The sequence below is a fragment of the Rubrilithobacter danxiaensis genome (assembly GCF_047272945.1).
GTDB lineage: Bacteria > Bacteroidota > Bacteroidia > Sphingobacteriales > Sphingobacteriaceae > Rubrolithibacter > Rubrolithibacter danxiaensis.
The window spans coordinates 1-26,236 of sequence record NZ_JBKOPS010000013.1; the positions used below are offsets into that span (position 1 = coordinate 1).

At 38.6% G+C, this 26,236-nt stretch carries 24 protein-coding genes; 8 read left to right on the top strand and 16 right to left on the bottom strand.

Going from position 1 to position 26,236, the window contains the following annotated elements:
• Positions 1-135: 135 nt before the first annotated feature.
• Positions 136-1,512, bottom strand: a complete 1,377-nt coding sequence (locus ACLCDL_RS14960; protein ID WP_423149208.1) for an OmpA family protein — start codon at positions 1,510-1,512, stop codon at positions 136-138.
• A gap of 245 nt (positions 1,513-1,757) precedes the next feature.
• On the opposite strand from ACLCDL_RS14960, the gene queG reads away from it, so the two are divergent.
• Positions 1,758-2,693 carry a tRNA epoxyqueuosine(34) reductase QueG gene (queG, locus tag ACLCDL_RS14965; RefSeq protein WP_423149209.1) on the top strand — a complete coding sequence of 312 codons (936 nt, stop codon included), beginning with the start codon at positions 1,758-1,760 and terminating at the stop codon, positions 2,691-2,693.
• Between the two features lie 44 nt (positions 2,694-2,737).
• Complete coding sequence (locus ACLCDL_RS14970) at positions 2,738-4,222, top strand: ATP-binding cassette domain-containing protein (protein ID WP_423149210.1); 1,485 nt, start codon at positions 2,738-2,740, stop codon at positions 4,220-4,222.
• Here the strand turns inward: ACLCDL_RS14970 and ACLCDL_RS14975 are convergent.
• From ACLCDL_RS14975 to ACLCDL_RS15015, 9 genes are all read right to left on the bottom strand, one after another.
• Positions 4,219-5,346, bottom strand: a complete 1,128-nt coding sequence (locus tag ACLCDL_RS14975) for a glycosyltransferase family 9 protein (RefSeq protein WP_423149211.1) — start codon at positions 5,344-5,346, stop codon at positions 4,219-4,221. The genes ACLCDL_RS14970 and ACLCDL_RS14975 overlap by 4 nt on opposite strands.
• Positions 5,347-5,349: 3 nt before the next feature.
• Positions 5,350-6,828: a D-glycero-beta-D-manno-heptose 1-phosphate adenylyltransferase gene (gene rfaE2, locus ACLCDL_RS14980; RefSeq protein ID WP_423149212.1), complete on the bottom strand. Its 1,479-nt coding sequence runs from the start codon at positions 6,826-6,828 to the stop codon at positions 5,350-5,352.
• A complete protein-coding gene (locus ACLCDL_RS14985) occupies positions 6,809-7,399 on the bottom strand; it encodes a D-glycero-alpha-D-manno-heptose-1,7-bisphosphate 7-phosphatase (RefSeq protein ID WP_423149213.1) in 591 nt (196 codons plus the stop codon). The genes rfaE2 and ACLCDL_RS14985 overlap by 20 nt, the downstream gene beginning before the upstream one ends.
• A 7-nt stretch (positions 7,400-7,406) precedes the next feature.
• Positions 7,407-8,132, bottom strand: coding sequence for an SDR family oxidoreductase (locus ACLCDL_RS14990; RefSeq protein ID WP_423149214.1), 726 nt, complete (start codon positions 8,130-8,132; stop codon positions 7,407-7,409).
• A 38-nt stretch (positions 8,133-8,170) separates the two neighbouring features.
• Positions 8,171-9,451 carry a glycosyltransferase family 4 protein gene (locus ACLCDL_RS14995; RefSeq protein WP_423149215.1) on the bottom strand — a complete coding sequence of 427 codons (1,281 nt, stop codon included), beginning with the start codon at positions 9,449-9,451 and terminating at the stop codon, positions 8,171-8,173.
• Between the two features lie 28 nt (positions 9,452-9,479).
• The gene (locus ACLCDL_RS15000; protein WP_423149216.1) at positions 9,480-10,496 is read right to left on the bottom strand and encodes a glycosyltransferase; all 1,017 of its coding nucleotides are present in this window, start codon (positions 10,494-10,496) and stop codon (positions 9,480-9,482) included.
• Positions 10,497-10,609: 113 nt separating this feature from the next.
• Positions 10,610-11,491, bottom strand: coding sequence for a Ppx/GppA phosphatase family protein (locus ACLCDL_RS15005; RefSeq protein ID WP_423149217.1), 882 nt, complete (start codon positions 11,489-11,491; stop codon positions 10,610-10,612).
• A gap of 5 nt (positions 11,492-11,496) precedes the next feature.
• A complete protein-coding gene (gene ppk1, locus ACLCDL_RS15010) occupies positions 11,497-13,551 on the bottom strand; it encodes a polyphosphate kinase 1 (RefSeq protein ID WP_423149218.1) in 2,055 nt (684 codons plus the stop codon).
• 73 nt (positions 13,552-13,624) lie between these two features.
• Positions 13,625-14,230, bottom strand: coding sequence for a hypothetical protein (locus tag ACLCDL_RS15015; RefSeq protein WP_423149219.1), 606 nt, complete (start codon positions 14,228-14,230; stop codon positions 13,625-13,627).
• Between the two features lie 125 nt (positions 14,231-14,355).
• Between ACLCDL_RS15015 and ACLCDL_RS15020 the strand changes: the two genes are divergently transcribed.
• From ACLCDL_RS15020 to ACLCDL_RS15030, 3 genes are all read left to right on the top strand, one after another.
• Positions 14,356-14,847: a YajQ family cyclic di-GMP-binding protein gene (locus tag ACLCDL_RS15020; protein WP_423149220.1), complete on the top strand. Its 492-nt coding sequence runs from the start codon at positions 14,356-14,358 to the stop codon at positions 14,845-14,847.
• A complete protein-coding gene (locus tag ACLCDL_RS15025; protein WP_423149221.1) occupies positions 14,847-15,272 on the top strand; it encodes a GNAT family N-acetyltransferase in 426 nt (141 codons plus the stop codon). The genes ACLCDL_RS15020 and ACLCDL_RS15025 overlap by 1 nt, the downstream gene beginning before the upstream one ends.
• 73 nt (positions 15,273-15,345) lie before the next feature.
• A complete protein-coding gene (locus tag ACLCDL_RS15030; protein WP_423149222.1) occupies positions 15,346-16,236 on the top strand; it encodes a restriction endonuclease in 891 nt (296 codons plus the stop codon).
• 34 nt (positions 16,237-16,270) lie between these two features.
• Here the strand turns inward: ACLCDL_RS15030 and ACLCDL_RS15035 are convergent, their stop codons facing one another.
• From ACLCDL_RS15035 to folB, 5 genes are all read right to left on the bottom strand, one after another.
• Positions 16,271-17,584 carry a nicotinamide mononucleotide adenylyltransferase gene (locus ACLCDL_RS15035; protein ID WP_423149223.1) on the bottom strand — a complete coding sequence of 438 codons (1,314 nt, stop codon included), beginning with the start codon at positions 17,582-17,584 and terminating at the stop codon, positions 16,271-16,273.
• 98 nt (positions 17,585-17,682) lie between these two features.
• The gene (locus tag ACLCDL_RS15040) at positions 17,683-18,123 is read right to left on the bottom strand and encodes an Hsp20/alpha crystallin family protein (RefSeq protein WP_423149224.1); all 441 of its coding nucleotides are present in this window, start codon (positions 18,121-18,123) and stop codon (positions 17,683-17,685) included.
• Positions 18,124-18,270: 147 nt separating this feature from the next.
• A complete protein-coding gene (locus ACLCDL_RS15045) occupies positions 18,271-18,918 on the bottom strand; it encodes an MgtC/SapB family protein (protein WP_423149225.1) in 648 nt (215 codons plus the stop codon).
• A gap of 1 nt (position 18,919) precedes the next feature.
• Positions 18,920-20,317 (bottom strand): FAD-binding oxidoreductase, encoded by a 1,398-nt coding sequence (locus tag ACLCDL_RS15050; protein WP_423149226.1) that lies wholly within the window; start codon positions 20,315-20,317, stop codon positions 18,920-18,922.
• Position 20,318: 1 nt separating this feature from the next.
• Positions 20,319-20,684: a dihydroneopterin aldolase gene (gene folB, locus ACLCDL_RS15055; RefSeq protein WP_423149227.1), complete on the bottom strand. Its 366-nt coding sequence runs from the start codon at positions 20,682-20,684 to the stop codon at positions 20,319-20,321.
• A 71-nt stretch (positions 20,685-20,755) separates the two neighbouring features.
• Here folB and ACLCDL_RS15060 point away from each other — a divergent pair, with 71 nt between their 5' ends.
• From ACLCDL_RS15060 to ACLCDL_RS15070, 3 genes are all read left to right on the top strand, one after another.
• Positions 20,756-21,967 (top strand): acyl-CoA dehydrogenase family protein, encoded by a 1,212-nt coding sequence (locus ACLCDL_RS15060; protein WP_423149228.1) that lies wholly within the window; start codon positions 20,756-20,758, stop codon positions 21,965-21,967.
• An 84-nt stretch (positions 21,968-22,051) separates the two neighbouring features.
• Entirely contained in the window at positions 22,052-23,248 is a 1,197-nt protein-coding gene (locus ACLCDL_RS15065; RefSeq protein ID WP_423149229.1) for a Gfo/Idh/MocA family protein, read from the top strand.
• A 316-nt stretch (positions 23,249-23,564) separates the two neighbouring features.
• The gene (locus tag ACLCDL_RS15070) at positions 23,565-24,977 is read left to right on the top strand and encodes a sensor histidine kinase (RefSeq protein ID WP_423149230.1); all 1,413 of its coding nucleotides are present in this window, start codon (positions 23,565-23,567) and stop codon (positions 24,975-24,977) included.
• Between the two features lie 52 nt (positions 24,978-25,029).
• Here the strand turns inward: ACLCDL_RS15070 and ACLCDL_RS15075 are convergent, their stop codons facing one another.
• On the bottom strand, positions 25,030-26,169 hold the full coding sequence (locus ACLCDL_RS15075) for a cystathionine gamma-synthase (RefSeq protein WP_423149231.1): 1,140 nt from the start codon (positions 26,167-26,169) through the stop codon (positions 25,030-25,032).
• Positions 26,170-26,236: the final 67 nt, after the last annotated feature.

Sequence of the window (26,236 nt, forward strand, 5' to 3'; positions counted from 1 at the left end):
TGCCTTTACACAGTGCAGCTTAAATTCAAAACTGTGCTTCTTTTTCTTTATCATAAAAATGCCCCCAGAAAGTGTCTAACTTTTTGGGGGCACTGTACATGATGCAGCCTCTTTATTATTATTATTTGAAAAGATTTAATACAGGGTAAATTCCACTCTCCTGTTATTTTGCCTTCCGGCAGCAGTTTTATTACTTGAGATTGGCTGGCTCTCTCCATAGCCGGTTGCTTCAATTCTCGATGGATTTGCACCTTTACTTACCAGGTATTCTTTTACAGATTCCGCTCTTGCTTTTGACAATCTCAGGTTAGCTTCGGAGCTTCCCACATTATCAGTATGGCCTGAAAGTTTTAAACTAAAGTTCTTCTGTACAAGCAAATTTGCAACCCTGTCTAAAGTTGGATATGATTTAGATCGAATAGTTGCTTTACCAAAATCAAATTCAAGATTTTTAATAGCATCTCTGACTACTCTTTTGTCTTCCTCAGTTATAACAGTTGTCCGGGTAATATTCTTAGCTTCGGGAAGAGGGCATCCGCCACCATCAACCTGGGTTCCGGCAGAAGTTCCGGGGCATTTATCAAAATAATCTGAAACACCGTCTTTATCCTCATCTGCCAGAACTTTAGCAAAATCCTGTCTGAACTGCTCTAACTGCTGTGCTCCTTTGGCTCTTTCGCCGGCAAGCTCATCCCGTAAAGCCTGATTTTGCTTCATATAATCGTATTGCATTGAAGCAACGGGATTGTAAGTTGCCAGCTGAGGTTTTGATTTAGGCCCTAAAGAGAATTCCAAACCAATGTTGGCATAAGAGAATTTATCATTCTGAGGGCCGTTGTTATATCCGTCAAGGTTATCCGCATCAAGAAAGTTCATCGTATAACCCAGGTTTAAACTGGCAGACGGTGAAACATTAAATTTCAGTCCCGCTCCTACAGGAAAGAAAACTTCCGTTAGATCTTTTCCGGGAGTAAACTCCACGCTTTCTCCGGTAGTTCGCTCCAGTTGCGTACTGTATCCCATTAACCCCGCTCCTGCTTTTACAAATGGCTGTACCAGACTTTTTTTATTCAGCCAATTGATATTTGCTATTGTTAGCTCACCAACTAAGCTTGCAGACCAGTTCATGTCAGTTTCAAAGGAATTAAAAGGACTCGTATTCGGCTGTCCGCTTCCCAATGCCTTGGAATTATCTCCTTTAAAACCTCCCCGCAAAAAGTCGGCAGCAATACCAAAGCCGGGTAGTATTTGCTTTTTAACAAAAAGGCCGTAGCCTACATCAGTTTTCCACTTGGTGAAGTCATTTTTTCCGAAGAAAACAATTGGCGACAGAATACCCGCATGCACACCTACAGACCAGGTACGAAAAGAACTTGCCGGACTAAAGGGCTGAACATTGGTAGTTGAAACTTCCACAGCGGTGTTTGAAACTCCCGCAGTATCCTGCGCCATTACAGAAGCAGGTATCAAAAGCCCTGCAGCGAATGCGTATTTAAGATAATTTGTTTTCATAGTTATAGTATATCCTAAAATAAAAAACAAGAAGAGAAAAAGTTTGCCAAAAAAGCATTAAGACTTTAAATTGAAGTTTAATTGTTAATTTTTAAGCAACTGAATATCATTTACTAAGCTCCTGATAGCAGAACTAATAGATTTTCAATATTTATGCAATTAACCTTGGTTATGCCTTTAATTCTATACAAAAAAGTATTGTTATTGAAACAGCGGCCTGAAATTAAAGGTGTATTTTTGCACGAATGATTTCCAGTAAACAGGCATATAGTAGTTATATAAAAGCAGAAGCAAAACGGCTTGGCTTTATGTTTTGCGGAATTTCAAAAGCTGAGTTTTTGGAGGAGGAAGCAACACGTCTTGAAGAGTGGCTGAATAAGGGATATCATGGAGAAATGTCGTACATGGAGAATTATTTTGACAAACGGCTTGATCCAACAAAACTGGTTGAGGGTGCAAAGTGCGTCATATCACTGGCATATAATTATTATACTACAAATCAACAAGATGACCGGTTCGCTCCGAAGATTTCAAAATATGCTTATGGAATTGACTACCATGGAATTATAAAAGACAAACTAAAGGAATTAGTTAATAATATCAGAGATACTATTGGTGAGGTAAACGGAAGAATCTTTGTGGATTCAGCGCCTGTTCTTGACAGGGCCTGGGCAAAAAAAGCAGGCTTGGGATGGATTGGAAAAAACTCCAACCTGATTTCCAGAAAAGCAGGATCATTCTTCTTTCTGGCCGAATTGATTCTCGACCTGGAACTTGAATATGATATTGCTCCTACAAAGGATTACTGCGGAACATGTACCCGGTGTATGGATGCCTGTCCGACTGATGCTATTGTAGCGCCTGCTGTTGTAGACGGAAGCAGATGTATCTCCTATCTTACCATTGAATTAAAAAATGAAATTCCGTCTGAATTTAAAGGAAAAATGGATAACTGGATGTTTGGCTGTGACATTTGCCAGGATGTTTGTCCCTGGAACAGGTTTTCTGTTATTCATAATGAGCCAGGGTTTACTCCAGCCGAAGAGTTGATACAATTTACACAAAAAGACTGGGAAGAACTGACAGAAGATGTTTTTAAAAAAGTATTTAAAAAATCGCCTGTTAAACGAACAAAATTTTCAGGTCTAAAAAGAAATATCGCTTTTCTTAGCAGCAAATAACCTCCTCAAATTCATTATTCAAATGCAATAAGTACATTCGTACCATGTTTCTTTTGATTGAAAATTTAACTGTACGACACTTAGATAAGGTTTTGCTTCATGATTTGAATTTAGAGATCAGCGAGGGCCAGCAATGGGCTGTGGTTGGAGAAAGCGGTTCGGGTAAAACAGCTCTACTGGAAGCTATAGCAGGGAACTTCAACATACAAAAAGGCCAGATAAAGCACTGTTATCATGAGAATTACCCACACTCAACTAATCTTCAATTTAATATAAATAACCTTATAAGTTTTGTAAAACAGAAGCACTCTTTTAAAAATCGTTCGAATACAACAGATTTTTATTATCAGCAGCGTTTTAATTCTTTCGATTCTAAAGATGCCCCCACTGTGCGTAGTTATCTGGAATCTATCAAACCTGTAATTGCTGCTTCCACATACTGGACTTTTGATTACACAACCGAGCGGTTAAAACTAAAGGAATTGCTTGATAAAGAATTGATCAAGCTTTCAAACGGGGAAACAAAGCGTTTATTAATTGCTGCTTCGCTCATTAAAAATCCAAAATTATTGCTTCTTGATAATCCTTTTACCGGCTTAGATGCAGATACCAGGCCTTACCTGCGCAAGCTTATTAAAGAAATTATTGATTCAGGTATTACGGTAATTATTGCAACCTCTCCAACTGAAATTCCTGATTCTATTACTCACATAGCTGTATTAAAAGACGGAACCATAACACAAAAAGTAGAAAAAGCCGCTTTTAATCCTGATTCTGTGATAGCTAAATCTGCTGATCATCCCGATACAGATCTTTTAACCGACTTATTATCATTAACAGAAAAACCTGTTTTTAAGAAAATAGTACACATGGAGAATGTGACAGTTAAATATGGAGATAAAGTGATACTCGACGATGTTAACTGGAAGGTAGAAAACGGAGAGCATTGGGCATTGACAGGGCATAATGGCGCCGGAAAATCTACTTTACTAAGTCTGATCAATGGCGATAATCCACAGGCTTATGCCAATAAAATTACGCTGTTTGATCGCAGAAGAGGAAGCGGCGAATCCATATGGGATATAAAAAAGAAAACCGGGTATGTATCGCCTGAGATGTTACAATATTTCAAAGCCGGCTCAAGCTGCATTCATGTAGTAGAATCAGGCTTTTATGATACCATGGGATTATTCCGTGCCAGTAATACGAAAAATTCAGGTATAGCTGCACAGTGGATGAAAGTTTTAAAAATTGATTCTTTTGCACACACTCCGTTTAAAAATGTATCTGCAAGTGTTCAGCGATTGTGTCTTCTGGCACGTGCCCTTGTAAAAAACCCGGTTCTGTTAATTCTTGATGAACCCTGCCAGGGATTAGATGAAAATCAGCAGCACTACTTTCAAAGCCTTATCGACACGATCTGCAAAATAAGCAATACTGCCTTAATATATGTTACTCATTATCACGAAGAGCTTCCCTTGTGTGTAACTAAACAGTTAAAATTAGAAAAAGGAAAAGTAGTAAGCTAAAACCTGTTGGCAACAGCTTGCTCTGTTGTGACAAGTTCAGGAAAAACAGCGGTATGCTGACCCGAAATGATCTCGTAAACAGAATTAATAATTTCACCGGGTTCTATCATGGGAGCCGTTTCTGAGAAAACCGTTTGATTTACAAACCTGATCACTTCATTTTTACTACGTTTTTCCGGTGGCACATCAAACGGCAAAACTTTTCCCTGTGATTTCCAGGGCAGATGTTGTGGATTTGTAAGCGCATACAATACAATTACAGGCGTATTTACTGCTGCAGCCAAGTGAATTGTGCCTGTATTGACAGATACTACCAATGGAGACTTTTTGATCAATAAAATAAATTCATCCAAAGAAAGTTTTCCTCCCAGAGAGAAAGCACCTTCTCCCGCTGCCTGGCTTAATTCATCTGTTAAGTTACTCTCTGTTGGGCCGCCTGTAAAAAGCAGTTGAAATTCGTTTCTTAAAACTTTTGCCGCTTCAACCCAGAGATGTTTTGGATATTGGCGTTTTTCTTCACTTACACCCGGATGCAGAATAAGCCAGGGCTTATTATCATTAAATCCGAACTCGCTAAGTTTACTTTTCAACGCGTCCCAATTATCCTCGTTAATATCGAGGCTCAGCTTTTCGTTTTCAGTATAAGCCCCAACTTTTGCAACCAGATCCAAATCCCTCCTGACCTGGTGACGAATAAACGTATAGGGTTCCTCGTCCGGAAGCCAGTCTGTTAGCAAATCATAAGGATTCTCTCTGCAATAAGCTACTCTTCGCGGAATACCCGCAAGATAAGCAAGCATAGCAGCAGGCAAGGGATTTTGACTGTAAACTGTAAAAATAAAGGCTGCATCAAACCTGCGTTCTTTCAGCTCATCAACTACCTCAAAAAACGATTCCCGGGAAACTTCTTTATCAGTTTTTATCCAGGGAAGATCATAAACGATAACCTCATCTATTTCTCGTATATATCTGGCAATAGCTTTTGAAGCAGAAGAAGTAAGTACCGTTATTTTACAGTTATATGTTTCTTTAAGCGCCCGGATTGCCGGTGAAGACATAATAAGGTCGCCCATATTATCGGCCCGAATACATAAGATGTTTTTAAAAGATGAAGGTTCTGTCATAAATCAAGCTTGAGCCAGCCGGTATTCATTTCCGCTATTGATCCTCCTGATAATTAATGTAGTGGAATGATCGGGAACCAATGGAACAAAGACTACTTCTCCCCCTAATTCTTCCACAATTTTTGCTTCAGGCAATGTTTCTTTTGTATAGTCTCCGCCCTTAGCATAAATATGGGGCCTTGCAGCTTTTATAAGCTCTATAGGTGTGTCTTCTGTAAATGGTACGATATGGTCAATAGCGCTCAAACCAGACAATACCTGCATCCTGTCTGCCAGTGGATTTATCGGGCGGTCTTTTCCTTTGAGCCTTTGTATGCTTTCATCACTGTTTAAGCCCACAATCAAAATATCTCCCATTTCTTTTGAGCGATTCAGGTAAGAAACATGTCCGCTGTGAAGAATATCAAAACAACCATTGGTAAATACAATTCTTTTCCCTTGTGCCTCGTAAATCTCACATAGCTTCTTCAGTTCAATTGGATGAGTAACGAATTTATTATGGATGGAAAAGAAAGATGTAAGTTCTTCCACATAGCAGGGAGCAGTATCTTCTTTTTGTACTGCGATTGCAGCAGCGGCTGTGGCTAATTCAGTTGCAAGGGGAATATCAGCACCTGTATGCAATGCAAGTGTATAAGCGCTTATAAAAGTATCCCCTGCACCAACAACGTTGGGAGAAGAAACATGATGAGCTAAAGACCGGTACGAAAACTTCCCTTCCTGAAAGATCAACGCACCGTCTGCATCAAGTGTGAGCGCAATATTTTTAGCTTTGGTTTTTTCGTATAACTTCTCGCCATAGTTAGCCAGCTGTTCAGCACGATCGCTTTCCTGATGACTGAGATTAAGAATCTTTAATGCCTCGTAATAATTTGGTTTTACAAGCGAAGGCTTGACATTCTTAAAACTCAGCAAATTCTTTGAGTCAACTGCAAAAAATTTAGGTGCCTTTTTTTGAAGCTGCTCAAGGGTTTTTATAAGATTAGGCGTTAAAATACCGCTGTAATAATCGCCCACCATTATAATTTCAAAATCGCTATAATGTTCTTTCAGGTACTTTATCAGTGTTTCCTGAGTTTGAGAATTTACAGGCTTTTGAGAACCATAGTCGAAACGGGCAAGAATTTGCGACTGACACATAACCCGTGTCTTCACCATCGTTTTCCTTCCTGCTTCTTTAACTATGGCATGCGTTTCAATTCCCGCTTTTTTAATCAGTTGTATTGCCCTTTCTGCACCATCATCATCACCAACAGCAGAAAGAAAAGTGACCTTAGCTCCTAAAGCGCAGAGATTTACTGCAATATTTGCCGCACCTCCCACTACTTCGTCTTGTAAGGATACGTTTACAACCGGCACCGGCGCTTCAGGTGAAAGGCGTGTACTGTCTCCTTTCAAATAACTGTCTAAAATTATATCTCCAACAACCAATACTTTTGGCTGGCTAAATTGTTCCAGTATATTAAGATAAGCTGCATTCATTTCCAGGTATTGTTTTTACAGGTTTCAGTATTTGTATTGCCGCTTCGTTGATACTTTTAACAATATAATCCGGCTTTCTTAATTCATTTATGAGCCATTCTGTTTCATTCCCGTTATCTATAAGAACAGTTTTGCAGCCCGCCCTGTTTCCGGCTTCCACATCATTTAAAATATCGCCTATCATCCAGGATTGAGACAAGTCAATTTGATACTTCTGTGCCGCCTGCTGTAGCATACCAGGTAACGGTTTTCTGCAGGAACACTCCACGTTATACTCTGCTACTTTTCCGTCAGGATGATGCGGACAATAAAAAAAATCATCCAGCCTGATATTCTCCTTATTTAAAAGACCCTCGAGTTTCCGGCGTACACCACCCAATGCTTCTTCCTTGAAATATCCCCGGGCTATCCCGCTTTGGTTGGAAACAACAAGCAATAAAAATCCTTCCTGCTGAAGTTCGTTCAATCCTGCTGTACAATCGTCAGAAAGTTTAATCAGATCAGGATCAATATTATAAGGAATATCAGGTATCAGCGTTCCATCTTTATCCAGAAAGACTGCCTTATTCATTGTTTTATTATGGCCAGGATGTTTCCTGCATTGGAATCACCATCATTTCAGGAATAACAGAATCGGTAGTATCTTCAAGCAGCTGTTTGATTTTTTCGGCTACATTTTCAGGATCCTGCAGGTTTTGAGGCGGAATATCAGGAAAACGATCCAACAGAAAGGGAGTACGCATGCCGCCAGCTATTAAAGCAGTAACTTTCACTCCAAACCGCCTTGCTTCTGTAAAAAGTGCCTGAGTAAAGCCACGTAAACCCCATTTACTTGCATGATAGACAGATGCTTCCGTCCACGCTCTTAAAGCCGCAGTGGAAACAATATTGATGATGTGGCCGCTTTTTTGTGCCGCCATTACCGGCAAAACGAATTTTGAAGTTAAAAACGGACCCCGTAGATTTACTTTCATGGCAGCATCCCACTCAGATACAGTTAAATCGAGGATGGATTTTGTAAAGTCTATTCCGGCATTATTGATTAGCACGTCTAATTTTCCGTGATCGGTTTTAATTGAATTTATAACCTGTTCCACATTTTCTGCATCGCTTAAATCCAATCTTTTAAAAAACACCTTTTCTCCTTTAGCTGTAAAATCTTCAGCAACTTGACTGGCTTTTTCTTCCTGAATATCCCCAATAACAACGGTAGCTCCTGCCGATGCAAGGGCTGTTGTAATGGCTTTGCCTAATCCTTGTGCACCTCCTGTAACTAAAACTACTTTTCCGTTTAATTTTTCCATTAATTTAAATTTGTTTTTATTGTTTGATTAGTAACATATTAAGCTGCCTGGCTCTTCTTATTCAGCTGGGGCTGAATTTCAATCGGAACCGGCTGCAGGATCTTGCCGTACATAACATCCACCATTTTGGCTACATGCGCCCAGGTGAACATAGAGTTAACCCTTTTAAGCGCATTTACCTTCATTTTTTTAAGCAATGCCGGGTTAGAAAAGAGGTGTTCAATTTTTCCTGCTAATGCTTCCGCATCATTTGGCGGTATGAGATAACCGGTTTTGCCGTTCACTATGCTGTACTTTATTCCCCCAACATTTGACCCGATTACCGGTGTTCCGCAAGCCATTGATTCCAGTGGGGTAATTCCAAAAGGTTCATACCAGGGAGTAGTAATAAAAACATTGGCAGCAGAATAGTAATATTTAAGCATATCTCGATTTTTCCTGCCTACAAAGGTGATATTATCAAGCACGCCTTCCGCTTTTGCTATTTCCTGTAGCCTTGCAATTTCCGGACATAATACGGGGTCGGGAATATCACTTTCGCCACCGACAATAACCAACCGCAAACGTTCTGTATTTCTTTTAGACTTTGCCAGCGCTTTAACTACATTATCAACCCCTTTTCGCGGAACCATACGCCCCAACTGTAAAATAATATTTTCTTCGGGGTCAAGGTCGAGAATTACACGTGCAAGTGTTTGTTGTACCGGGTAAAACTCTGAAGGGTTAAACCCACAGGGAATGATAGAGATCTTATCAGGTGAAGCATTATAATATTTTATCAGGTCTTCTCTGTCCTGAGGGCATTCTGCAATTATCTGATCAGCTTTTTTAACTGCATCTTCTTCGATTTTCAGTCGCTGTGCCGGAAATTTATCCTGTTCTTTCTGATGAATACGGCGCACGTGGCCCAATGCGTGGAAAGTAACCACAAACGGTATGTCTAACAGTTCTTTTAGCCTGGAGGCAACCCAAGCCGACATAAAGAAATTAGCATGAACCAATTCATAATTTATTTCTTCTTCTTCTATAAAAGTCAGCATACTCGTAGTAAACTCCGGCATATGCTGAAGAAGCTCTTCTTTTGGAACAAAGCAAACCGGACCTGCCTGAACATGAATAACCCGGATGCCCGGCAGCCAGTTTATTACCTGTGGTAAATTCTCATTATCCCACCGGGTAAAAATATCTATCTGATAACCTGATACGGCTAAATACTTTGCTAACTCTGCTACGTAAACATTTTGACCTCCGCTGTCAACACCTCCTAAAGTAGCTAAAGGAGATGCATGCTCACTGATAAATGCAATTCTGTTTTTCATGAATAAAGGTTAGATGTAAAGCTTATAATTATGAGACTTGCAACGCGAATCCGCTTTTTTGCTGCTTTTGTATTACTTTGTGAAATACCTCCTCCCAGTCTCTGGCAAAGCGATTAATGTTAAATCTTTCGCGGGCAATTTTCTGTCCTTCCTTACCAATGCTAACTGCCAGTTCCCTATCATTTAACAATAATTTCATTTTATTGATTAAATACGTCAAATCGGTATGAACGAAACCGCTTATTTCGTTTTTAACAGCTGTTGTCATTTCGGTAGTTGCCAGTCCTACTATCGGCACTCCTAACGACATAGCTTCGCAAACAGAAAGGCCCAGACTGGTATAGCGTATCGGGTTGAAGAAAAACCGGTAACGGCTTATAAATTCCGGTAGTTTTGTGTGCGATATTTCTCCAAGGCCCAACTCTTCTGCTCCCATGCCAACAAGATCTAATGGAATATGTTTTCTTACTTCATTAAATATATCGAAACCCAGCCGCCGGCCTCGTTTTTCAATATTATTTATTACAACAATTCCTTTTTCAATTTCGCCTGTATATTCAATTTCCGGTACAATTACGCCATGGTCAATTACATGAACAGGTGTCCTGTTATTATCCCACATTAAACTGTTAAAATGTGTAACGTGTACCAGCAGTACTTCGGGATCATCAACAACGTGTTTTGTATCGGTTGGATGTTCGCGTGGAGGATCGTGCTCGAGGTAGATTTTAGGTAATTCCCTTTGCTCGGCAGAAAGAGTTTCATACTGATCTGTGAGGTAATTTTTCTTTGATTGGAAAAGGATACAATCTAATTCAAGGTTTTTAACATCTTCTGCAGCTACTTCGTGAACATTACTTGCAAAAGGAAAAGTTTCTCCCTTTCCATAATATCCTTCTGATCTTTCTGAATTTACCGGGATGTATATATCGTAGTTACCTTGCGACAAATAATAGAGGTAGCTACCGTGAATGTGCCAGGTAAATATTTTAGGTCTTGAGTTTCGGGCGTTAAAATCTAAAGTCTCAGCTAAGTACGTTTCCATGTATTTTCTCAGTTTAATTTCTTAAACATTATGAAAGTGGAAACGGTTTTTTTCAGTGTCTTTATTTTGCGTAAAACAAATTAAAAAGATTGATTATCAACCGGTAAATCTTGTTATTTAACTTTATTTTTTTCGATTAACAGTTGAATAATACCATCTACCATACCTACACGAGGAACAAAAATCTGCTTTACGGCAGCCCATTTCATTACGCTCAGGTAAATTTCAGATGCGGGAATTATAACATCGGCCCGGTCCTGATTTAATCCTAGTACGTTAATGCGGTCTTTTAAAGAAAATGAATTTAAATAATTATATAAATTTTTGAGCTTCGAAAAGCTTAAAGGAGTGCCTTCCTTAGTCTCAGACAACCTGAACAACTTGTTAATATTACCTCCTGTGCCTATACCATTTAAATTTTTATACTTTCGCGAAGTTACTTTAATCCATTCTTTCATCTCTTCCCAGGTCTCTGCTTTATCCACATTATCCAGCATGCGTATAGTACCAATAGGAAAAGATTGTGATGCCAGTGGTTTTCCCTCAGAAAATACTGAAAGTTCTGTGCTTCCGCCACCTACATCCACAAATAAATAATTTTTCTTTTTATCTATATAATTATCTGTATTGCTGGAATATATAATGGTTGCTTCTGTTTTTCCTTCAACTATTGAAATATCAATGCCAGCAAAGGCTCTTATGTGGCTGATTACTTGATTTCCATTTTCAGACTCCCGCATCGCCGAAGTGGCACACGCCATATAATCTTCCACCTTGTAAACATCCATCAGATTTTTGAAGGCCAGCATTGTTTTAGCCAGGTCGTTAGCCTTAGCAGGTGAAATCTTTTTATCCAGAAAGGCATCATCACCTAAACGCAGAGGAACCCTGATCAGCGTATTTTTTTTAAATGACACATTCTTGTCATTCTCAATGATGTCGGCAATTAAAAGCCGTACAGCGTTCGATCCTATATCAATTGCAGCGTATCTCAAAACCGTTATTTTTTATATTTTAAATATGTATATATATCGTTTTGTGCCCTGTAGCTTACTTTACTTCGGGTTTTTCTGTACTGGTTATTGTTCAGGAAATTAATTTCCCTCGCTTTTGTGTTATCTTTTAACTGAATTTCTATTATATCCCGTATTTCCTTTCGAACATAACTATCTAATACCGGAAATCCTACCTCCACCCTGCGATCCATATTCCGGGTCATAAAATCAGCCGAGGATAAAAATATTTTTTCATCTCCTCCATTTGAAAATATCCATACACGGGCATGCTCCAGGTATTTATCAATAATGCTTATTACTTCTATGTTTTCACTGAAACCCTCTACGCCCGGTATCAGGCAGCACATACCTCTTATTATAAGATTTATTTTTACACCTGCATTATTTGCTTCGTACAGCTTTGCAATAATATCTTCATCCGACAGGCTATTCATTTTCAAAACCATGTAAGCCGTTTTACCTGCCTTTGCATTTTCAATTTCAGTTTCTATTAAACTATAAATTTTATTGCGACTTTCTACAGGAGAGACTATCAGGTATTTATACCCTTTTTGAAACACTTTTTTATGAAGCCCATTAAACAGATTCTTTAATTCTTTAGTTATTCCGCGATGGGTAGTGAACAAGCTGTGATCGCAATATAAAGCCGCTGTTTTTTCGTTATAATTTCCTGTCGCAAGATTTGCATAATCCACTATCTCCCCTTTTTCTTTCCTGGATATGAGGCAGATTTTAGAGTGTACTTTATAATCAAGTAAGCCGTAGTTTACGTTTACCCCCTCTTCTTCCAGCCGCCTTGTCCAATAAATATTGGCTTGTTCATCAAACCTTGCTTTTAATTCGAGCAGGCAATTTACCTTTTTGCCATTTTTTGCGGCATTGATCAATGCATTTATAACTTTTGAGTTCTCGGCAAGCCTGTAAAGCGTAATACTAATTTCAGTGACTTTTGGATCAATGGCCGCTTCTCGTAAAAAATGAATAATGTAATCGAACGACTGATACGGAAGATTTATTAAGTAATCTTTTTGAGCGATCTGGCTAAAAATGCTCTTGCTTAAATCCAGGTCAGGAACTTTTAAAGCAGTTGTTTTTGGATATTCCAGCTGAGGTCGCCCGACATTAGGAAAATTAATAAAATCTTTAAAATTATGATATCTGTTCCCCGGAATGAGGCCATCGGCTGTTAAATCAAGTTTTGCAACCAGAAAATGAAGCATATCGAGCGGCATCTCACTGTCGTATAACAAACGCATGGGCTTACCCTTTTTTCTTTTCTGAAGGCTTTTAGTAAGTGCATCTATAAACTTCTCGCTTACATCTTTATCTAGATCCAGTTCCGCATCTCTGGTTAATTGTATTGAATATGCTTCGATATGTTCATATTCAAATATGAAAAATATATTTTCAAGACAATAGCGGATAATATCATCAAGAAGAATAATAAATTTTAAATTATTTGTTTCGGGAAGAACAAGAAAGCGGTTTAAATTGGACGGAATTTCAATAAAACTGTACCGATACTTCTCCTTCTTATTCTGTGTAGTAAGTTTTACAAGCAGATAAATTCCCCGGTCTTTCAGTTCAGGAAAAGGTTTATCCTCATGCAACATAACAGGTACCAGGGTAGAAAGGATTTTCTCGCGAAAGAAGTTCCTTACAAATTGACCTCTGGCAACATTCAGCTGTCCTTCGTTAATTATAAAGATTTTTTCTTTGGTAAGTTCTTTAATGATTTCATCCTCAAATAGATGGTCGAATTTGCGCTCCTGTTTAACTACAATATTCTTAATCTCTTTTAGTATTTTTTTAGGATTATAGCCAAAAAGCTCTTTCGCTTTTGTATTCACATTTGCCAGGCGATTGAGCGTAGCAACCCTTACACGATAAAACTCGTCCAGGTTAGAAGAAAAAATTGCAAGAAAACGAATGCGCTCTATTAAGGGAACTGTGATATCCGCAGCTTCCTGCAAAACCCTGTCATTGAAGTATAACCAACTGATTTCCCTGTTAGTAAGTGGTATCCTTTCTTTAGGCATTAAGTTATATAAGCAATCTGAACCGAAAAGCCGGATTACAAACTTGTATTTTTTATTGTTAAATTAATATTAATTATTCCGCTTTCGGTTCCTGAGAAGAATTCACTTTATCTTGCTCCGCAGGCTGTTGGGACGACGCTGGTTTTGCATTTCTTTTTCTGGTTGCAGAAGCAGTCGAGCTTGTAGCTCTTCTCCGGGGTGCAGCTGCATTACTTTCAGATTGCTCTCCAGCGTTAGCAGTTTTGCTTCTTCTTGCTGTGGACACCGTAGTGGCTTTTGCGGCAGCCTGCATAGCCTCTGTTCCTGCCTTTGGAGATGCCGTTCTTCTGCTGCGCTTAACCGGCTCTTGTTTTTCTTCACGAGTTACACCGGATTCATTATTCCTATGTTTAACCTCTTCAATGGCTGTATCCAGTTTTTTGATGATAGAGGTATTTTCTTTGCCCGATGATCCTCTTCCTTTTTTATCAGACAGCTTTTTAGCCAGGAATTTTCCTGCCTTTTCAATATCCTTTCCTATAACTTCGGCTTCATGCCCCAGGCTCTCAATAATTTCTTTGAACCGGGCACTTAGATTTGAACTGAGTTCTTTCCTCGCGGCTTTTTTATCAGCATTTTTAACTGACTTATTTTTATTCTTTTTCTCAGATTTTTCCGACTTTCCTTTATCCTTTTTCATATTATTGATTTTTGTGCTTTATTAATTAAAACCGAAAGAAGTTTTACAATTGTTATATGTTAAGTAACTGAACATTCAATAATTCTTATTTAAATTTACCATTTTTAAACCAGCAAATAACGCGTATGCCTTCCTTTGACATTGTAAGTAAACTTGACGGCCAGACTCTGGATAATGCTATAAACAACGCAAAAAAAGAAATACTGAACCGGTATGATTTTCATGATTCAAAAAGTACTGTTGAATTAGACAAAAAAACCAACGAAATAACCATTGTAACAGAAAACGATATGCGCTTAAAAGCTATACAGGATTCGATTATTTCACGTATGGTTAAACAACATCTGGACCCTAAAAGTTTGGATATGGGAAAAGAACAGTATGCTTCGGGCAACATGATCCGGAAGGAAATTAAAGTGAAAGAAGGTATTGATAAAGAAACCTCAAAGAAAATCGTCAAGAAAATTAAAGACAGCGGATTAAAAGTACAGGCTTCTATTATGGACGATCAGGTGCGTGTTCAGGGGAAAAAGATTGACGACCTTCAGGCTGTAATTTCAGTGTGTCGTACAGAAGATTTTGGACAACCATTGCAATACATCAATATGCGCAACTAATGGAAAACTTCATTATTTCAGCAGACAAAACAAAACTGGATTTAAGCGTGATACACGATTATTTGAGCCAGGATTCGTATTGGGCAAAAGGAATTCCATTGCATATTGTTGAACGTGCAATTGATAATTCCTTATGTTTTGGCGTGTATGAAGCGGACAAACAGGTAGGATTTGCCCGTGTTATTACAGACTGCGCTACCTTTGCCTATTTAGCTGATGTTTTTATATTACCTGAATACCGTGGTAAAGGCTTATCCAAACAGCTTGTGCAGTATATAAAATCTTACCCGGATCTGCAGGGATTACGACGCTGGATGCTCGCTACTGTAGATGCTCACGGACTTTATGAGCAATACGGTTTTAAAGTTATAAGCACTCCCGAACGTTTCATGGAAATTAAAAATCCGAATATTTATTTAAATTGATGACAGATTATGCCGAAGGGATAATTGGCATCAAACTAATATAACGTACAATACTTACAAGCTATCTAAGTTAATGACAAGGAAAAAACATAATAGTAACTTACCAACATTTGACCAACTATTAGTTCCTACCGTTAAAGCTCTGATTGATTTAGGAGGTTCTGGAAGTGTAGAAGAAATAAATACAAAAGTTTATGAAATTGCAAAAATAAGTGACGAGGTTTTGCAAATTCCACATGGAGTAGAAGGAAATACAAATGAAGTTGATTATAGACTTGCATGGAGTAGGACATATCTTAAAAAATTTGGACTTCTTGAAAACTCATCAAGGGGAATTTGGGCGCTATCTAAAGCCAATATTGATGTAAGTAAACTTGATCACGTAGAAATTGTTAGAAAAGTAAGAGACCAAGACAAACCACTTCAACCTAAAATTAGAACTTTAAGATCAACACCTGGTAAAATAGAAATAGAGGAAGTTACTGACGAAGTTGATAACAGTGAAGAATGGAAAGAAAAACTATTGAATATCCTTTATAATATTTCTTCAGTTGCATTCGAAAGACTCGCCCAGAGATTATTAAGAGAAAGTGGTTTTTTCCAAGTTGAGGTAACAGGGAAAGTTGGTGATGGTGGAATTGACGGAAAGGGAATCGTTCGAGTAAGTGGACTTCTAAGTTTTCATGTTATTTTTCAATGTAAGCGTTATAGAGGTTCGGTAACACCAAGTCAGATACGTGACTTTAGAGGAGCAATGCAAGGCAGAGCAGATAAAGGACTGTTCATAACAACAGGTACATTTACAAGAGAGGCAATAAAAGAAGCTATAAGAGACGGTGCACCTCCTATTGACTTAATTGATGGTGAACTACTCTGTGACAAACTAAAGGAACTGAAGTTGGGTGTTAATACAAAATTGACCGAAACTGTTGATATTAAAAACGATTGGTTTAATAACCTATAGAATAAAAAGAATTTAGCTCTACTAATTCTCTTCATTAAACCGTCTTCACGTCTTTCAGATCGTACCCTTCAATATTAGTTATATAGTTATTACGTATCAGAAATTCAAAAAGCGGCCTTGCCTCTTCTGATACCGGCATATTACGGGTAGTAATAATCTCATTGCTCTTTTTATTCAGGTACGGATAGGCAAATAACTTGACATTTTTACTGAAAAGATCGCTGATATAACAAAGTAACTCGTCTGTGTAATGTTCGCCAAAGCTTTTGGAATCAAATATCCTCTTTAAATTAGCTATATTGGTAGATATACCTACGCTGCTCGGTTTGCAGCGGGAGAGATATTGCGCAAGTTTATGATTCCTGGTAAAGTTAGAAACGATAACATTATTACCTGTTGCACACAATTCTTCAGCTCTTGAAGCAAATGTTTCCAGGTCTTCATTACTTAGCTCTTCGTTTTCACCCTCCAGTAAATTGGTCATTAATACTTCGATAAGTACCACCAGATTCTCGTCCTTCACATTCTGTGAACGCTTAAATTGATCAACAGCAAGATTAAAAAGATCAAAATTTGGAGTTGATTTCTGCCTGTACTTGGTACGCAGAATCATAATATCTTTTTTGTATAAAAGATCTTTAGGTTGCAGTGCATTTCCGTCTTTATCAAATACTGCCGCTCCCGAAAATCCTTTCGCAATCAGGTAAAGATTTACCAAGCGGTCGTTCGCATTTGTAAAGGCCGGGCCCCGAAGACTAATTAAATCAATTTCAACAGATCCTACAGAAAGATTATCTACCAGCGATTCGATCATCGTTTGCACATCCTGGTAATAAAAAAACGCCGCAAAAACCAGGTTTACACCTAAAACGCCTAATACATTCTGTTGCAGGCTTGCATCACTGTCTAACAAGCGCACATGGAAAATGATATCATTTGATTCTCCTCCAGGAGTGGTTTGAAATCTTATTCCGAGCCACCCGTGCGGATCATTCGTTTTACTAAAATTGAGCGTAGTAACGGTATTGGCAAAGGCAAAAAATGTACGACCAGAATATTTATTTCCAACAAGCCTTTCTGGTAATAAGTCAAATTCATGGGTAAGCATTTTTTCAAGGCGAGATTTACTTACGTACCTTCCTGAATTTTCTTTACCATAAATAGAATTGCTGAAAACCATGTCGTACGCAGAAATTGTCTTAGCGATAGTCCCTGAAGCAGCGCCTGCCGTAAAAAAGTTTCTTGCAACCTCCTGTCCTGCCCCTATTTCTGCAAATGTTCCGTAAATATTAGGATCAAGATTTATCTTTAATGCCTTACGCTTGGTTTCCAGTATTTCCCTTGCCATGAGGCAAATTTATAAATTTAGAACGTTTGCTGCGATAATAAAAAAGGTGCTTCCTGTGAAGGAAACACCTTTAACCAAACCTAAACCTCACCTTTGAATTATTTTACAGCAATTTCTCTCGTTAGATTCTTTGCTTCTTCTTTTTTTGCTACGTTAATTTTTAATACACCATCAACATACTCAGCTTCAATGTTAGCATGATCTATTGTATCTGGCAATGTAAATGAGCGTACAAATGAATTGTAACTGTATTCGCGTCTGTTATACTTTTTATTTTGCTCCGTATTCTCTGTTTTCTTTTCGGCAGAAATACTTAAGACATGCTTTTCAAGATTAATCTTAAAATCTTCTTTTTTAAGTCCCGGAGCGGCAAGTTCAATATGAAATTCGTTTTCTGTTTCTGCTATATTAACCGCAGGTACACGTGAAGTAAGTCTGTCAGAAACAAAAGAATCGTTAAAAAGCGATTCAAAAATGTCGTTGTACCATGGACTTAATGCGTTTCCGTTAGTGCCGTTATTAAATTTAACTAAAGCCATTTTATAATCCTCCTATATTTTTTAACTACGATAAGAGGGAATCAAGTCCTATGCCAACGGAACTTACAGAAATAAAAAGTGGCAAATATTCAGAATAAAGACTAAAAGGCAGCTAAATTTGAATAAAACTGTCTTTTTGTCTTTTATTTAACTAATTTGAAAGGATTGAATCTCGGGAAGATTTACCATCAGTTCGTTTATATTCATTATCTTATTCTTATTTCCTGAAATATCAAGAACCACCTGCAGATTCCCTGTATCTGTTTTTGCAACCCTGATCCTACGAGATTTCAAACCACGCATCAAAAGGTTCTGCTCCAATTGATGAAGTGATTGCAGATCGGTATTAATAAAGGTAATGTTAAACTGCTTTCGATGATGAAGAACGTCAACCCACTGTTCTACCCGATAAAACAGGGATAGAACAAGAAGAATTACTACGGATAAAATGATTGAAAGTAAATGATGACCTACACCGCAAAGCATTCCAATAGCTGCGGAAGCCCATATAACCGCTGCAGTTGTTAATCCTTTTACCCACAAACTATCTTTAAAAATAACTCCTGCTCCTATAAATCCTATTCCTGTTACAATATTTGAAGCGATACGATCGCTGTGTCCGGCAGAATGGATAGAAACAAGGGTAAAAATAGTTGCTCCGAAACAAATAAGAATTATGGTTCTGAAACCTGCAGACTTATTCTGATATTCCCGCTCCAGTCCTATAACACTTCCGCATATTAACGAAATAGCAATACTGACAAGATCGTGTGAATTAAGATCGGCATTAAACATCTCAGAAAATTTTACCTGGGTTCAAAATTTCATTCGGATCAAAAACTTTCTTTATACCACGCATTAAATCCAGGTGCCCGGTAGAATATTTTAAATTCATATATTCACGTTGTACAAGCCCGATTCCATGCTCACCTGAAATTGTACCTCCTAACGAAATGGTTAATCCGAATATTTCACGAATACCCTCTTTCAATTTGCTATTCCAGTCCTCATCCGTCATATTTCCTTTAATTATATTTACATGGAGATTTCCATCTCCCGCATGTCCATAACAAACCGATTCAAATCCGTATTTGTTTCCAATCTGTTTAATCCCATGAATTAAACGAGGGAGTTCGGCTCGTGGCACTACCGTATCTTCTTCTTTATAAACAGAGTTTGATTTTACTGAAACCGGCAGTACTCTTCGTATCCGCCACAATTCATCTTTTTGCGCAGCAGAATCAGCAAAGAGAACTTCAATGCAGCCATTTAACTCCAGCACTTCGTTTATTTTTTCACAATCGGCAAAAAGCATATCCAGGTTATTTCCGTCAACCTCTATCAATAAAAAAGCATGTACCCCTTCTTTTAGTTCAAATGGAATTTTATCGTACTCAATCACCCATTCCACTCCTTTACGTTCCATAAATTCAAGAGCTGAAGGAATCACTCCTGTACGAAAAATAGCAGAAACAGCTGCGCAAGCTTGTTCATTATCCGGAAAGGAAGCCATCATTAAAAGATTGTGCTGCGGCGCAGGAATAAGTTTAACAACTATTTTAGTTACAATTCCTAAAGTCCCCTCCGAGCCGATAAGTAATTGCGTAAGATTATATCCCGATGCGTATTTTAATGTATTTGCGCCTGTCCAGATAATTTCTCCTGTAGGTAAAACAACCTCCAGATTAAGTATATATTCACGAATTGTTCCATATTTAACCACCCGGGGGCCACCTGAACCATGAGCGAGGTTGCCACCGATAAAACAACTTCCCTTACTCGATGGATCAATTGGATACAAAAATCCCTTTTCCGATACTTGATTTATAAATATTTCGGTAATTACACCCGGCTCTACCGTTGCCTGTAAGTTTCGTTCATCAATCTCTATAATTTTATTAAATTTTTCCATAGAGATGAGTATCCCTCCATGAACCGGCAATGCGGCTCCGCTAAGCCCGGTTCCTCCGCCGCGTGGTGTTGCGGGAATATGATGTTCATTGCATAATTTCAACAGATCCGAGATCTGTTGAGGAGAAGAAGGCTTTACTACCACTTCAGGAACAAAGGAAAGGTCTTCCGTTTCATCCCGTGAATATCTTTCCATCTCTTCAGCAGAAAAAGCGACCGCTCCTTCCCCTGCAATTCCTACTATTTCCTTCAGAATCTCTGACGTAATCTTATTATAAGTCATTTTAGCGGGTATAAACAAGCTGGACTACTGAATTATTAATCTGAGCGGAGAACGGAGGATTCATTTTCTGGAGCCTTACTTTTATATAGTCAACATATCCGAACTCTTTTTTTATCCTTTCGATGATGTTATAAACAACCGTTTCCAGTAGCTTTCGTGTGTTGCCCATTTCGGCTTCCGCAATCTCAAAAAGACGTTCGTAATTAAGTGTATGTTGAATTTCGTCGTTTCCTGCAGTTTTTAATTCAAATTCAGTTTCTATATCCAGCAGGAATGTAGTTCCTGTTTTTCGTTCTTCTTCATAAAAACCGTGGTAAGCAAAAAAACGGATGCCGTTTAAAGCTACTGTCTGCCTCAAAATTCCCATAAACAAAAATAGATTTTTGCTGATAAATACTTTATAAAAAGCAATTCGTTAGATTTGATAAAAGCTTCCCGATGGATAAGCAGGATAAGATATTCGCTAAGTCAGCACGAAAAGACTTGTACCAGTCGCCTGATTATTATTTAATGGACGAGCTGTTAACTGAAGAACATAAACTCATCCGAACCACAGTACGGGATTGGGTGAAACGCGAACTGAGCCCGATAATTGAAGAATATGCCCAAAGTTCTACATTTCCGAAACATTTAATAAAGGGATTAGCGGAAATAGGTGCATTTGGGCTAACCATACCCGCAATATATGGAGGAGCCGGATTAGATTATATTTCTTACGGTATTATTATGCAGGAATTGGAGCGGGGTGATTCGGGAATACGATCTACCGCATCTGTACAAGGATCTTTAGTTATGTATCCTATTTTTTCATTCGGGTCTGAAGATCAAAAAAGAAAATATCTGCCTGAACTGGCTTCTGGTAATTTAATGGGTTGTTTTGGATTGACCGAACCGGATCACGGATCCAATCCGTCGGGAATGTCCAGTACTATAAAAGACGCTGGCAGCTACTACATCCTTAACGGAACTAAAATGTGGATATCAAATGCGCCATTTGCTGATATTGCTGTTGTTTGGGCGAAAGATGAACAAAATGTGGTTCGGGGAATGATCCTGGAACGGGGAATGGAAGGATTTACAGCGCCCGAAACTCACAATAAGTGGAGCTTAAGGGCATCCGCTACAGGAGAACTGGTATTTGATAATGTAAAAGTTCCGAAAAAAAATCTATTGCCGGAAGTCAGAGGAATGAAAGGCCCTTTAAGCTGCCTCAATCAGGCAAGGTTTGGAATTGCGTGGGGAGCCCTCGGCGCAGCTATGGATTGCTACGACACCGCTTTAAGGTATGCCAAAGAGCGTACCCAGTTTGATAAACCCATTGCTGGTTTCCAGCTGCAGCAAAAAAAGCTTGCAGAAATGATAACCGAAATTACAAAAGGCCAGTTGCTGATATGGCGTTTAGGAGTTTTAAAGAATGAAGGCAGAGCTACTCCTGCCCAGATATCCATGGCGAAAAGGAATAGTGTGGAAACAGCTGTACATATTGCAAGAGAAGCACGGCAAATTCTTGGTGCCATGGGAATAACCGGCGATTACCCAGTAATGCGCCACCTGATGAACCTTGAATCTGTAATTACTTATGAAGGCACACACGATATTCATTTGCTAATTACCGGCGAAGACATAACCGGAATCAGCGCATTTAAATAACAAGAATTTTACCGGCAGCCTGATACGGTTGAATTAAAAAAATTTAGTTTCAGGTTTTTGTTAAAACACAACCAATTTAAAAATATGAGTAGAAAGATCGCCATGCTTGGTTCGGGCTTTATCGGCCGCTTTTATGCTGACGCAATACTTGGACAAAGAAGTAAAGACCAGATAGTTAGTGTTTATTCCCGCCGGGAAGAATCAGCCAGAAAATTTGCGCAGGACTATTCCTTTCAACACTGGACCACTTCGCTGGAAGAAGCCGTTAACCATCCTGAAGTAGATGTAGTATGTATCGCACTCCCTAATAACTTACATGAAGAAGCCGTTTTAGCCTGTGCAAAGGCAAAAAAGGCGGTACTTTGCACAAAGCCTTTGGGACGAAATGCGGAAGAAGCAAAAAGAATGCTTGAAGCCGTAGAAGCAGCAGGAATAATTCACGGTTATCTTGAAGACCTTTGTTATACACCAAAATTTTTAAAAGCTGTGCAAAGCGTAAAATCTGGCGCACTCGGCCGTATTTTATGGACAAAATCAAGAGAAACCCATCCGGGTCCGCATAGCGAATGGTTTTGGGATATAGAGCAGGCAGGTGGCGGAGCAATCCTCGACCTGGGATGCCATTGTATTGAAATAGGCCGAAATTATATCGGGAAAGACATTAAACCAATAGAAGTTATGTGCTGGGCTGCTACCCAAGTTAAACCCATTGATGCTGAAGACCATGCAATTGGATTGATAAAATATGAAAATGGGGCCATCGGGCAGTTTGAAGTAAGCTGGACATTCAGAGGCGGACTGGATTTGCGGGATGAAGTAATGGGTACAGAAGGCACTATCTGGATAAATAACTTTTTAAGAACCGGCTTTGAGATGTTTACCTCGGGGAAAGGTGGTGATTATATTGCTGAAAAAGCCGAGAGCAACAGCGGCTGGCTTTTCCCTATGGGTGATGAAGTAAATGACCTGGGATACAATCATATGTTTACAGATATGTTCAGGGCTATAGAAGAAAACCGGGAACCGGCTGAAACATTTTATGACGGATATATAGTAAATGCAGTAATGGATGCGGCCTACAGATCGGCTAAATCAAAATTATGGGAGCCGGTAAAACTGGATATCTGGAGAGGCAAAGAAGGAGTTGAAAGCGGCCGCACACTGGTAGACTATGATGAAAATTACTATCTTATAAAAGAAGAATTAACTCATTTTGGAGCAAAGAAACTAATATTAAAGGATAAAAAATCGGGTAAAATCCTGGAAAAAGAGATCTTTTAAAAGCGCATCTCACCAATTTCTTAATGTTGTAACTCATAACTTATAACTGCGTAAGAGATAGAAAAAATTATGAAGTTTACGAAGGGGCTTAACGCCCCTTTGTTATTTCTATACCTCCTAAAAAATTTCACTGAGCTGTAACACCTTAAAATTCCTGTCGTATAAAAGAAGTGAAGACAACTACTTACCTGTAAATTTTAATTGATTTTAAAGGTAGTGGGTTATTCAGAAGTTACAGCAGTACTACTTATTAAAATCTACCAGTGCAAGAGAAAAAGGGCAATAGAATATTTTTTAAAAGGAAGGAAGTTATCCTATGAAACTTTTAACCTTTGTACGCAACCAGCGCTATACGTTTAGCATTGCTGTTATAATCATTCTGTCTTCCACTATCCTGATACTTTTAAATCACTATTCCATTAAATTCCTTTCAGCTACAAGGGCTTATGTTAACGGGGAGTCTCAATATTCTAAAGGCCAGAAAGATGCTGCAAAACATCTTGTTTCTTATTTAGACACTTATGATCTGAAGTATTATCGTTTATTTGAGCAGGAATTGTCTGTTCCGATTGGCGATAGTATTGCCCGTGTAGAAATGGACAAGGATGAGGATTATGAAAAAATAAAAAGCGGTTTTATCCAGGGAAGGAATCATTCGCTGGATATTGACAACATGATCTGGCTGTATCAAAACCTCAAAGGATTTTCATATTTCAATTGTGCAGTACATGAGTGGAAAATGGCGGATGCCGAAATACGTCAGTTGCATGAAATTGGCAAATCTATCTACTGGAAATCATTGGATGAAAAATTTCTGCCTGAAGAACGGGAGCAATTACTAAAAAAAATCGACCGAATTAATGATCAGCTTACTGCACATCAGCGGACTTTTTCTTTGGTATTAGGAGAAGCTACACGACTGGTGACATCTATGTTATTATATCTGAATATTATTTTTATTTTATCAATTGTCATCAGTGCAGGTATTTTTACACGAAACATAATCAAACAGCTGGTAGAATCAAAGGCGCAGATTGAAAAACAGAATCATGCTAAAGATGAGTTTTTAAGCATTGCCAGTCACGAGCTTAAAACACCCTTGACGAGCATGAAAGCATCCCTGCAAATTTTAGAGCGTTTTGCACGAAATTCTAACGAAAGTCATCAGATACATCCGTTTATTCAGAACGCAAACAAACAGGTTAACAGGTTAACAGGCCTGGTTAATGATCTGTTAGATGTTACCAAAATCCAGCGAGGGAAATTACAGCTTAATAAAAGCATTGTTTCAATATCTGAATTAGTATCTGAAGCTGTTGAAGAGATCAGACATACAACAGAACATCATTATCATATTCTTGATTTACCTAATCTGTATGTCTTTGCTGATAAAAGCAGGATAAGCCAGGTATTGGTTAATTTTCTTACAAATGCAGCCAAATACTCCCCTGAGGGCAAGGAAATTGTAGTTTTTGCTCAGCCCGAAAAAGAAAGTATCCGTATTTGTGTTCAGGATTTTGGAATAGGAGTTCCGAAAAACAAAATCCCTTTGCTTTTTGAACGGTTTTACCGGGTAGATGAAACTGAAAACGTGGTTCAGGGCCTGGGATTGGGTTTATATATAAGCTGCGAGATTATAAAAAATCACGAAGGCGAAATCGGTGCAGAAAGTGAAGTGGGTACAGGAAGTACCTTCTGGTTTAGATTACCTGTAATACAACCGGCATAACCTGAAATAAAATCACAACTATTTCTTTTTAAAAAGATACCGCAGCTTTGTCTCAGGCCAATGCATTTGCAATATCTTCCAGAAGGTCTTCAATATCTTCCACTCCTACCGATAAACGCAATAAACTGTCAACCACTCCCACTTTTTCTCTTAATTCTTTAGGGATAGAAGCATGTGTCATCGTAGCCGGATGATTTACAAGTGATTCCACTCCCCCTAAAGATTCTGCCAGCGAGAATACCTTAAACCTGGAAGCAATTCTAAATGTTTCCTGCAAATCGGCATCCTTAATCGAAAAAGAGATCATTCCACCAAAATCTTTCATCTGTTTTTTAGCAACCTCGTGGTTTGGATGATCTTCAAAACCCGGCCAGTAAATCTTATCTACCTTGGGATGATTTTTTAAGAAAGCCGCTATTTGACGGCCGTTCTCGCAATGTGCTTTCATACGCAGGTGAAGCGTTTTTATTCCCCTCAGAACTAAAAAACTATCCATTGGCCCTGGTGTAGCGCCGCATGAATTATAAATAAAACGTAAACGCTCATATAGCCTGTCATCGTTCATCATTAAGGCTCCCATAACCACATCGGAATGACCTCCCAAATATTTTGTAACCGAATGCATTACCAGATCTGCACCCAGATCGATTGGATTTTGGAGATAGGGCGATGCAAATGTATTGTCAACCGCAAGAAGCAAATCCTTTTCTTTACAAATTTGTGCAATACGCCCGATATCTACTATTTGCATTGTTGGATTGGTAGGCGTTTCTACCCAAACAAGTTTGGTTCTTTCATTAACTACCTCTTGTAAATGATCAGGGTTTGAGAAATCAATAAAGTGAAATTTGATACCATAATTGGCGAATATTTTCGTAAACATGCGGAAAGATCCCCCATACAAATCATTTCCGGTTATAATTTCATCGCCGGGAGCCAATAATTTAATCACTGCATCTGTAGCTCCCATCCCGCTGGAAAAAGCAAGTCCGTATTTTGCATTCTCCAAAGCCGCCAGGCAATCTTCCAGCGCTTTACGCGTCGGATTTGTTCCCCTTGAATATTCATATCCTTTATGCTCACCAGGTGAAGCCTGCCAGTAAGTAGAAGTTTGATAAATAGGTGTCATGATGGCTCCTGTAGTGGGGTCAGGCTGCTGCCCGGCGTGTATAGCTTTGGTTGCAAATTTCATAGCTTATATTGAATTGAAGACAAAAATATAAATCTTACTCCCTGATAAAGCCATTTGGAAATCTTTT

Coding starts and splice junctions, on each gene's coding strand:
- ACLCDL_RS15015 (WP_423149219.1), bottom strand. CDS start 14,230: ATGAAAAAGGATAAAGGAAAGTCGGAAAAATCTGAGAAAAAGAATAAA.
- ACLCDL_RS15035 (WP_423149223.1), bottom strand. CDS start 17,584: ATGGCAAGGGAAATACTGGAAACCAAGCGTAAGGCATTAAAGATAAAT.
- ACLCDL_RS15075 (WP_423149231.1), bottom strand. CDS start 26,169: ATGAAATTTGCAACCAAAGCTATACACGCCGGGCAGCAGCCTGACCCC.
- ACLCDL_RS15020 (WP_423149220.1), top strand. CDS start 14,356: ATGCCTTCCTTTGACATTGTAAGTAAACTTGACGGCCAGACTCTGGAT.
- ACLCDL_RS14990 (WP_423149214.1), bottom strand. CDS start 8,132: ATGGAAAAATTAAACGGAAAAGTAGTTTTAGTTACAGGAGGTGCACAA.
- ACLCDL_RS14995 (WP_423149215.1), bottom strand. CDS start 9,451: ATGAAAAACAGAATTGCATTTATCAGTGAGCATGCATCTCCTTTAGCT.
- ACLCDL_RS15070 (WP_423149230.1), top strand. CDS start 23,565: ATGAAACTTTTAACCTTTGTACGCAACCAGCGCTATACGTTTAGCATT.
- ACLCDL_RS15025 (WP_423149221.1), top strand. CDS start 14,847: ATGGAAAACTTCATTATTTCAGCAGACAAAACAAAACTGGATTTAAGC.
- ACLCDL_RS15045 (WP_423149225.1), bottom strand. CDS start 18,918: ATGTTTAATGCCGATCTTAATTCACACGATCTTGTCAGTATTGCTATT.
- ACLCDL_RS15040 (WP_423149224.1), bottom strand. CDS start 18,123: ATGGCTTTAGTTAAATTTAATAACGGCACTAACGGAAACGCATTAAGT.
- ACLCDL_RS14975 (WP_423149211.1), bottom strand. CDS start 5,346: ATGACAGAACCTTCATCTTTTAAAAACATCTTATGTATTCGGGCCGAT.
- ACLCDL_RS15060 (WP_423149228.1), top strand. CDS start 20,756: ATGGATAAGCAGGATAAGATATTCGCTAAGTCAGCACGAAAAGACTTG.
- ACLCDL_RS14970 (WP_423149210.1), top strand. CDS start 2,738: ATGTTTCTTTTGATTGAAAATTTAACTGTACGACACTTAGATAAGGTT.
- ACLCDL_RS15030 (WP_423149222.1), top strand. CDS start 15,346: ATGACAAGGAAAAAACATAATAGTAACTTACCAACATTTGACCAACTA.
- ACLCDL_RS15000 (WP_423149216.1), bottom strand. CDS start 10,496: ATGGAAACGTACTTAGCTGAGACTTTAGATTTTAACGCCCGAAACTCA.
- ACLCDL_RS14985 (WP_423149213.1), bottom strand. CDS start 7,399: ATGAATAAGGCAGTCTTTCTGGATAAAGATGGAACGCTGATACCTGAT.
- rfaE2 (WP_423149212.1), bottom strand. CDS start 6,828: ATGAATGCAGCTTATCTTAATATACTGGAACAATTTAGCCAGCCAAAA.
- queG (WP_423149209.1), top strand. CDS start 1,758: ATGATTTCCAGTAAACAGGCATATAGTAGTTATATAAAAGCAGAAGCA.
- folB (WP_423149227.1), bottom strand. CDS start 20,684: ATGGGAATTTTGAGGCAGACAGTAGCTTTAAACGGCATCCGTTTTTTT.
- ACLCDL_RS14960 (WP_423149208.1), bottom strand. CDS start 1,512: ATGAAAACAAATTATCTTAAATACGCATTCGCTGCAGGGCTTTTGATA.
- ACLCDL_RS15065 (WP_423149229.1), top strand. CDS start 22,052: ATGAGTAGAAAGATCGCCATGCTTGGTTCGGGCTTTATCGGCCGCTTT.
- ppk1 (WP_423149218.1), bottom strand. CDS start 13,551: ATGCCTAAAGAAAGGATACCACTTACTAACAGGGAAATCAGTTGGTTA.
- ACLCDL_RS15050 (WP_423149226.1), bottom strand. CDS start 20,317: ATGACTTATAATAAGATTACGTCAGAGATTCTGAAGGAAATAGTAGGA.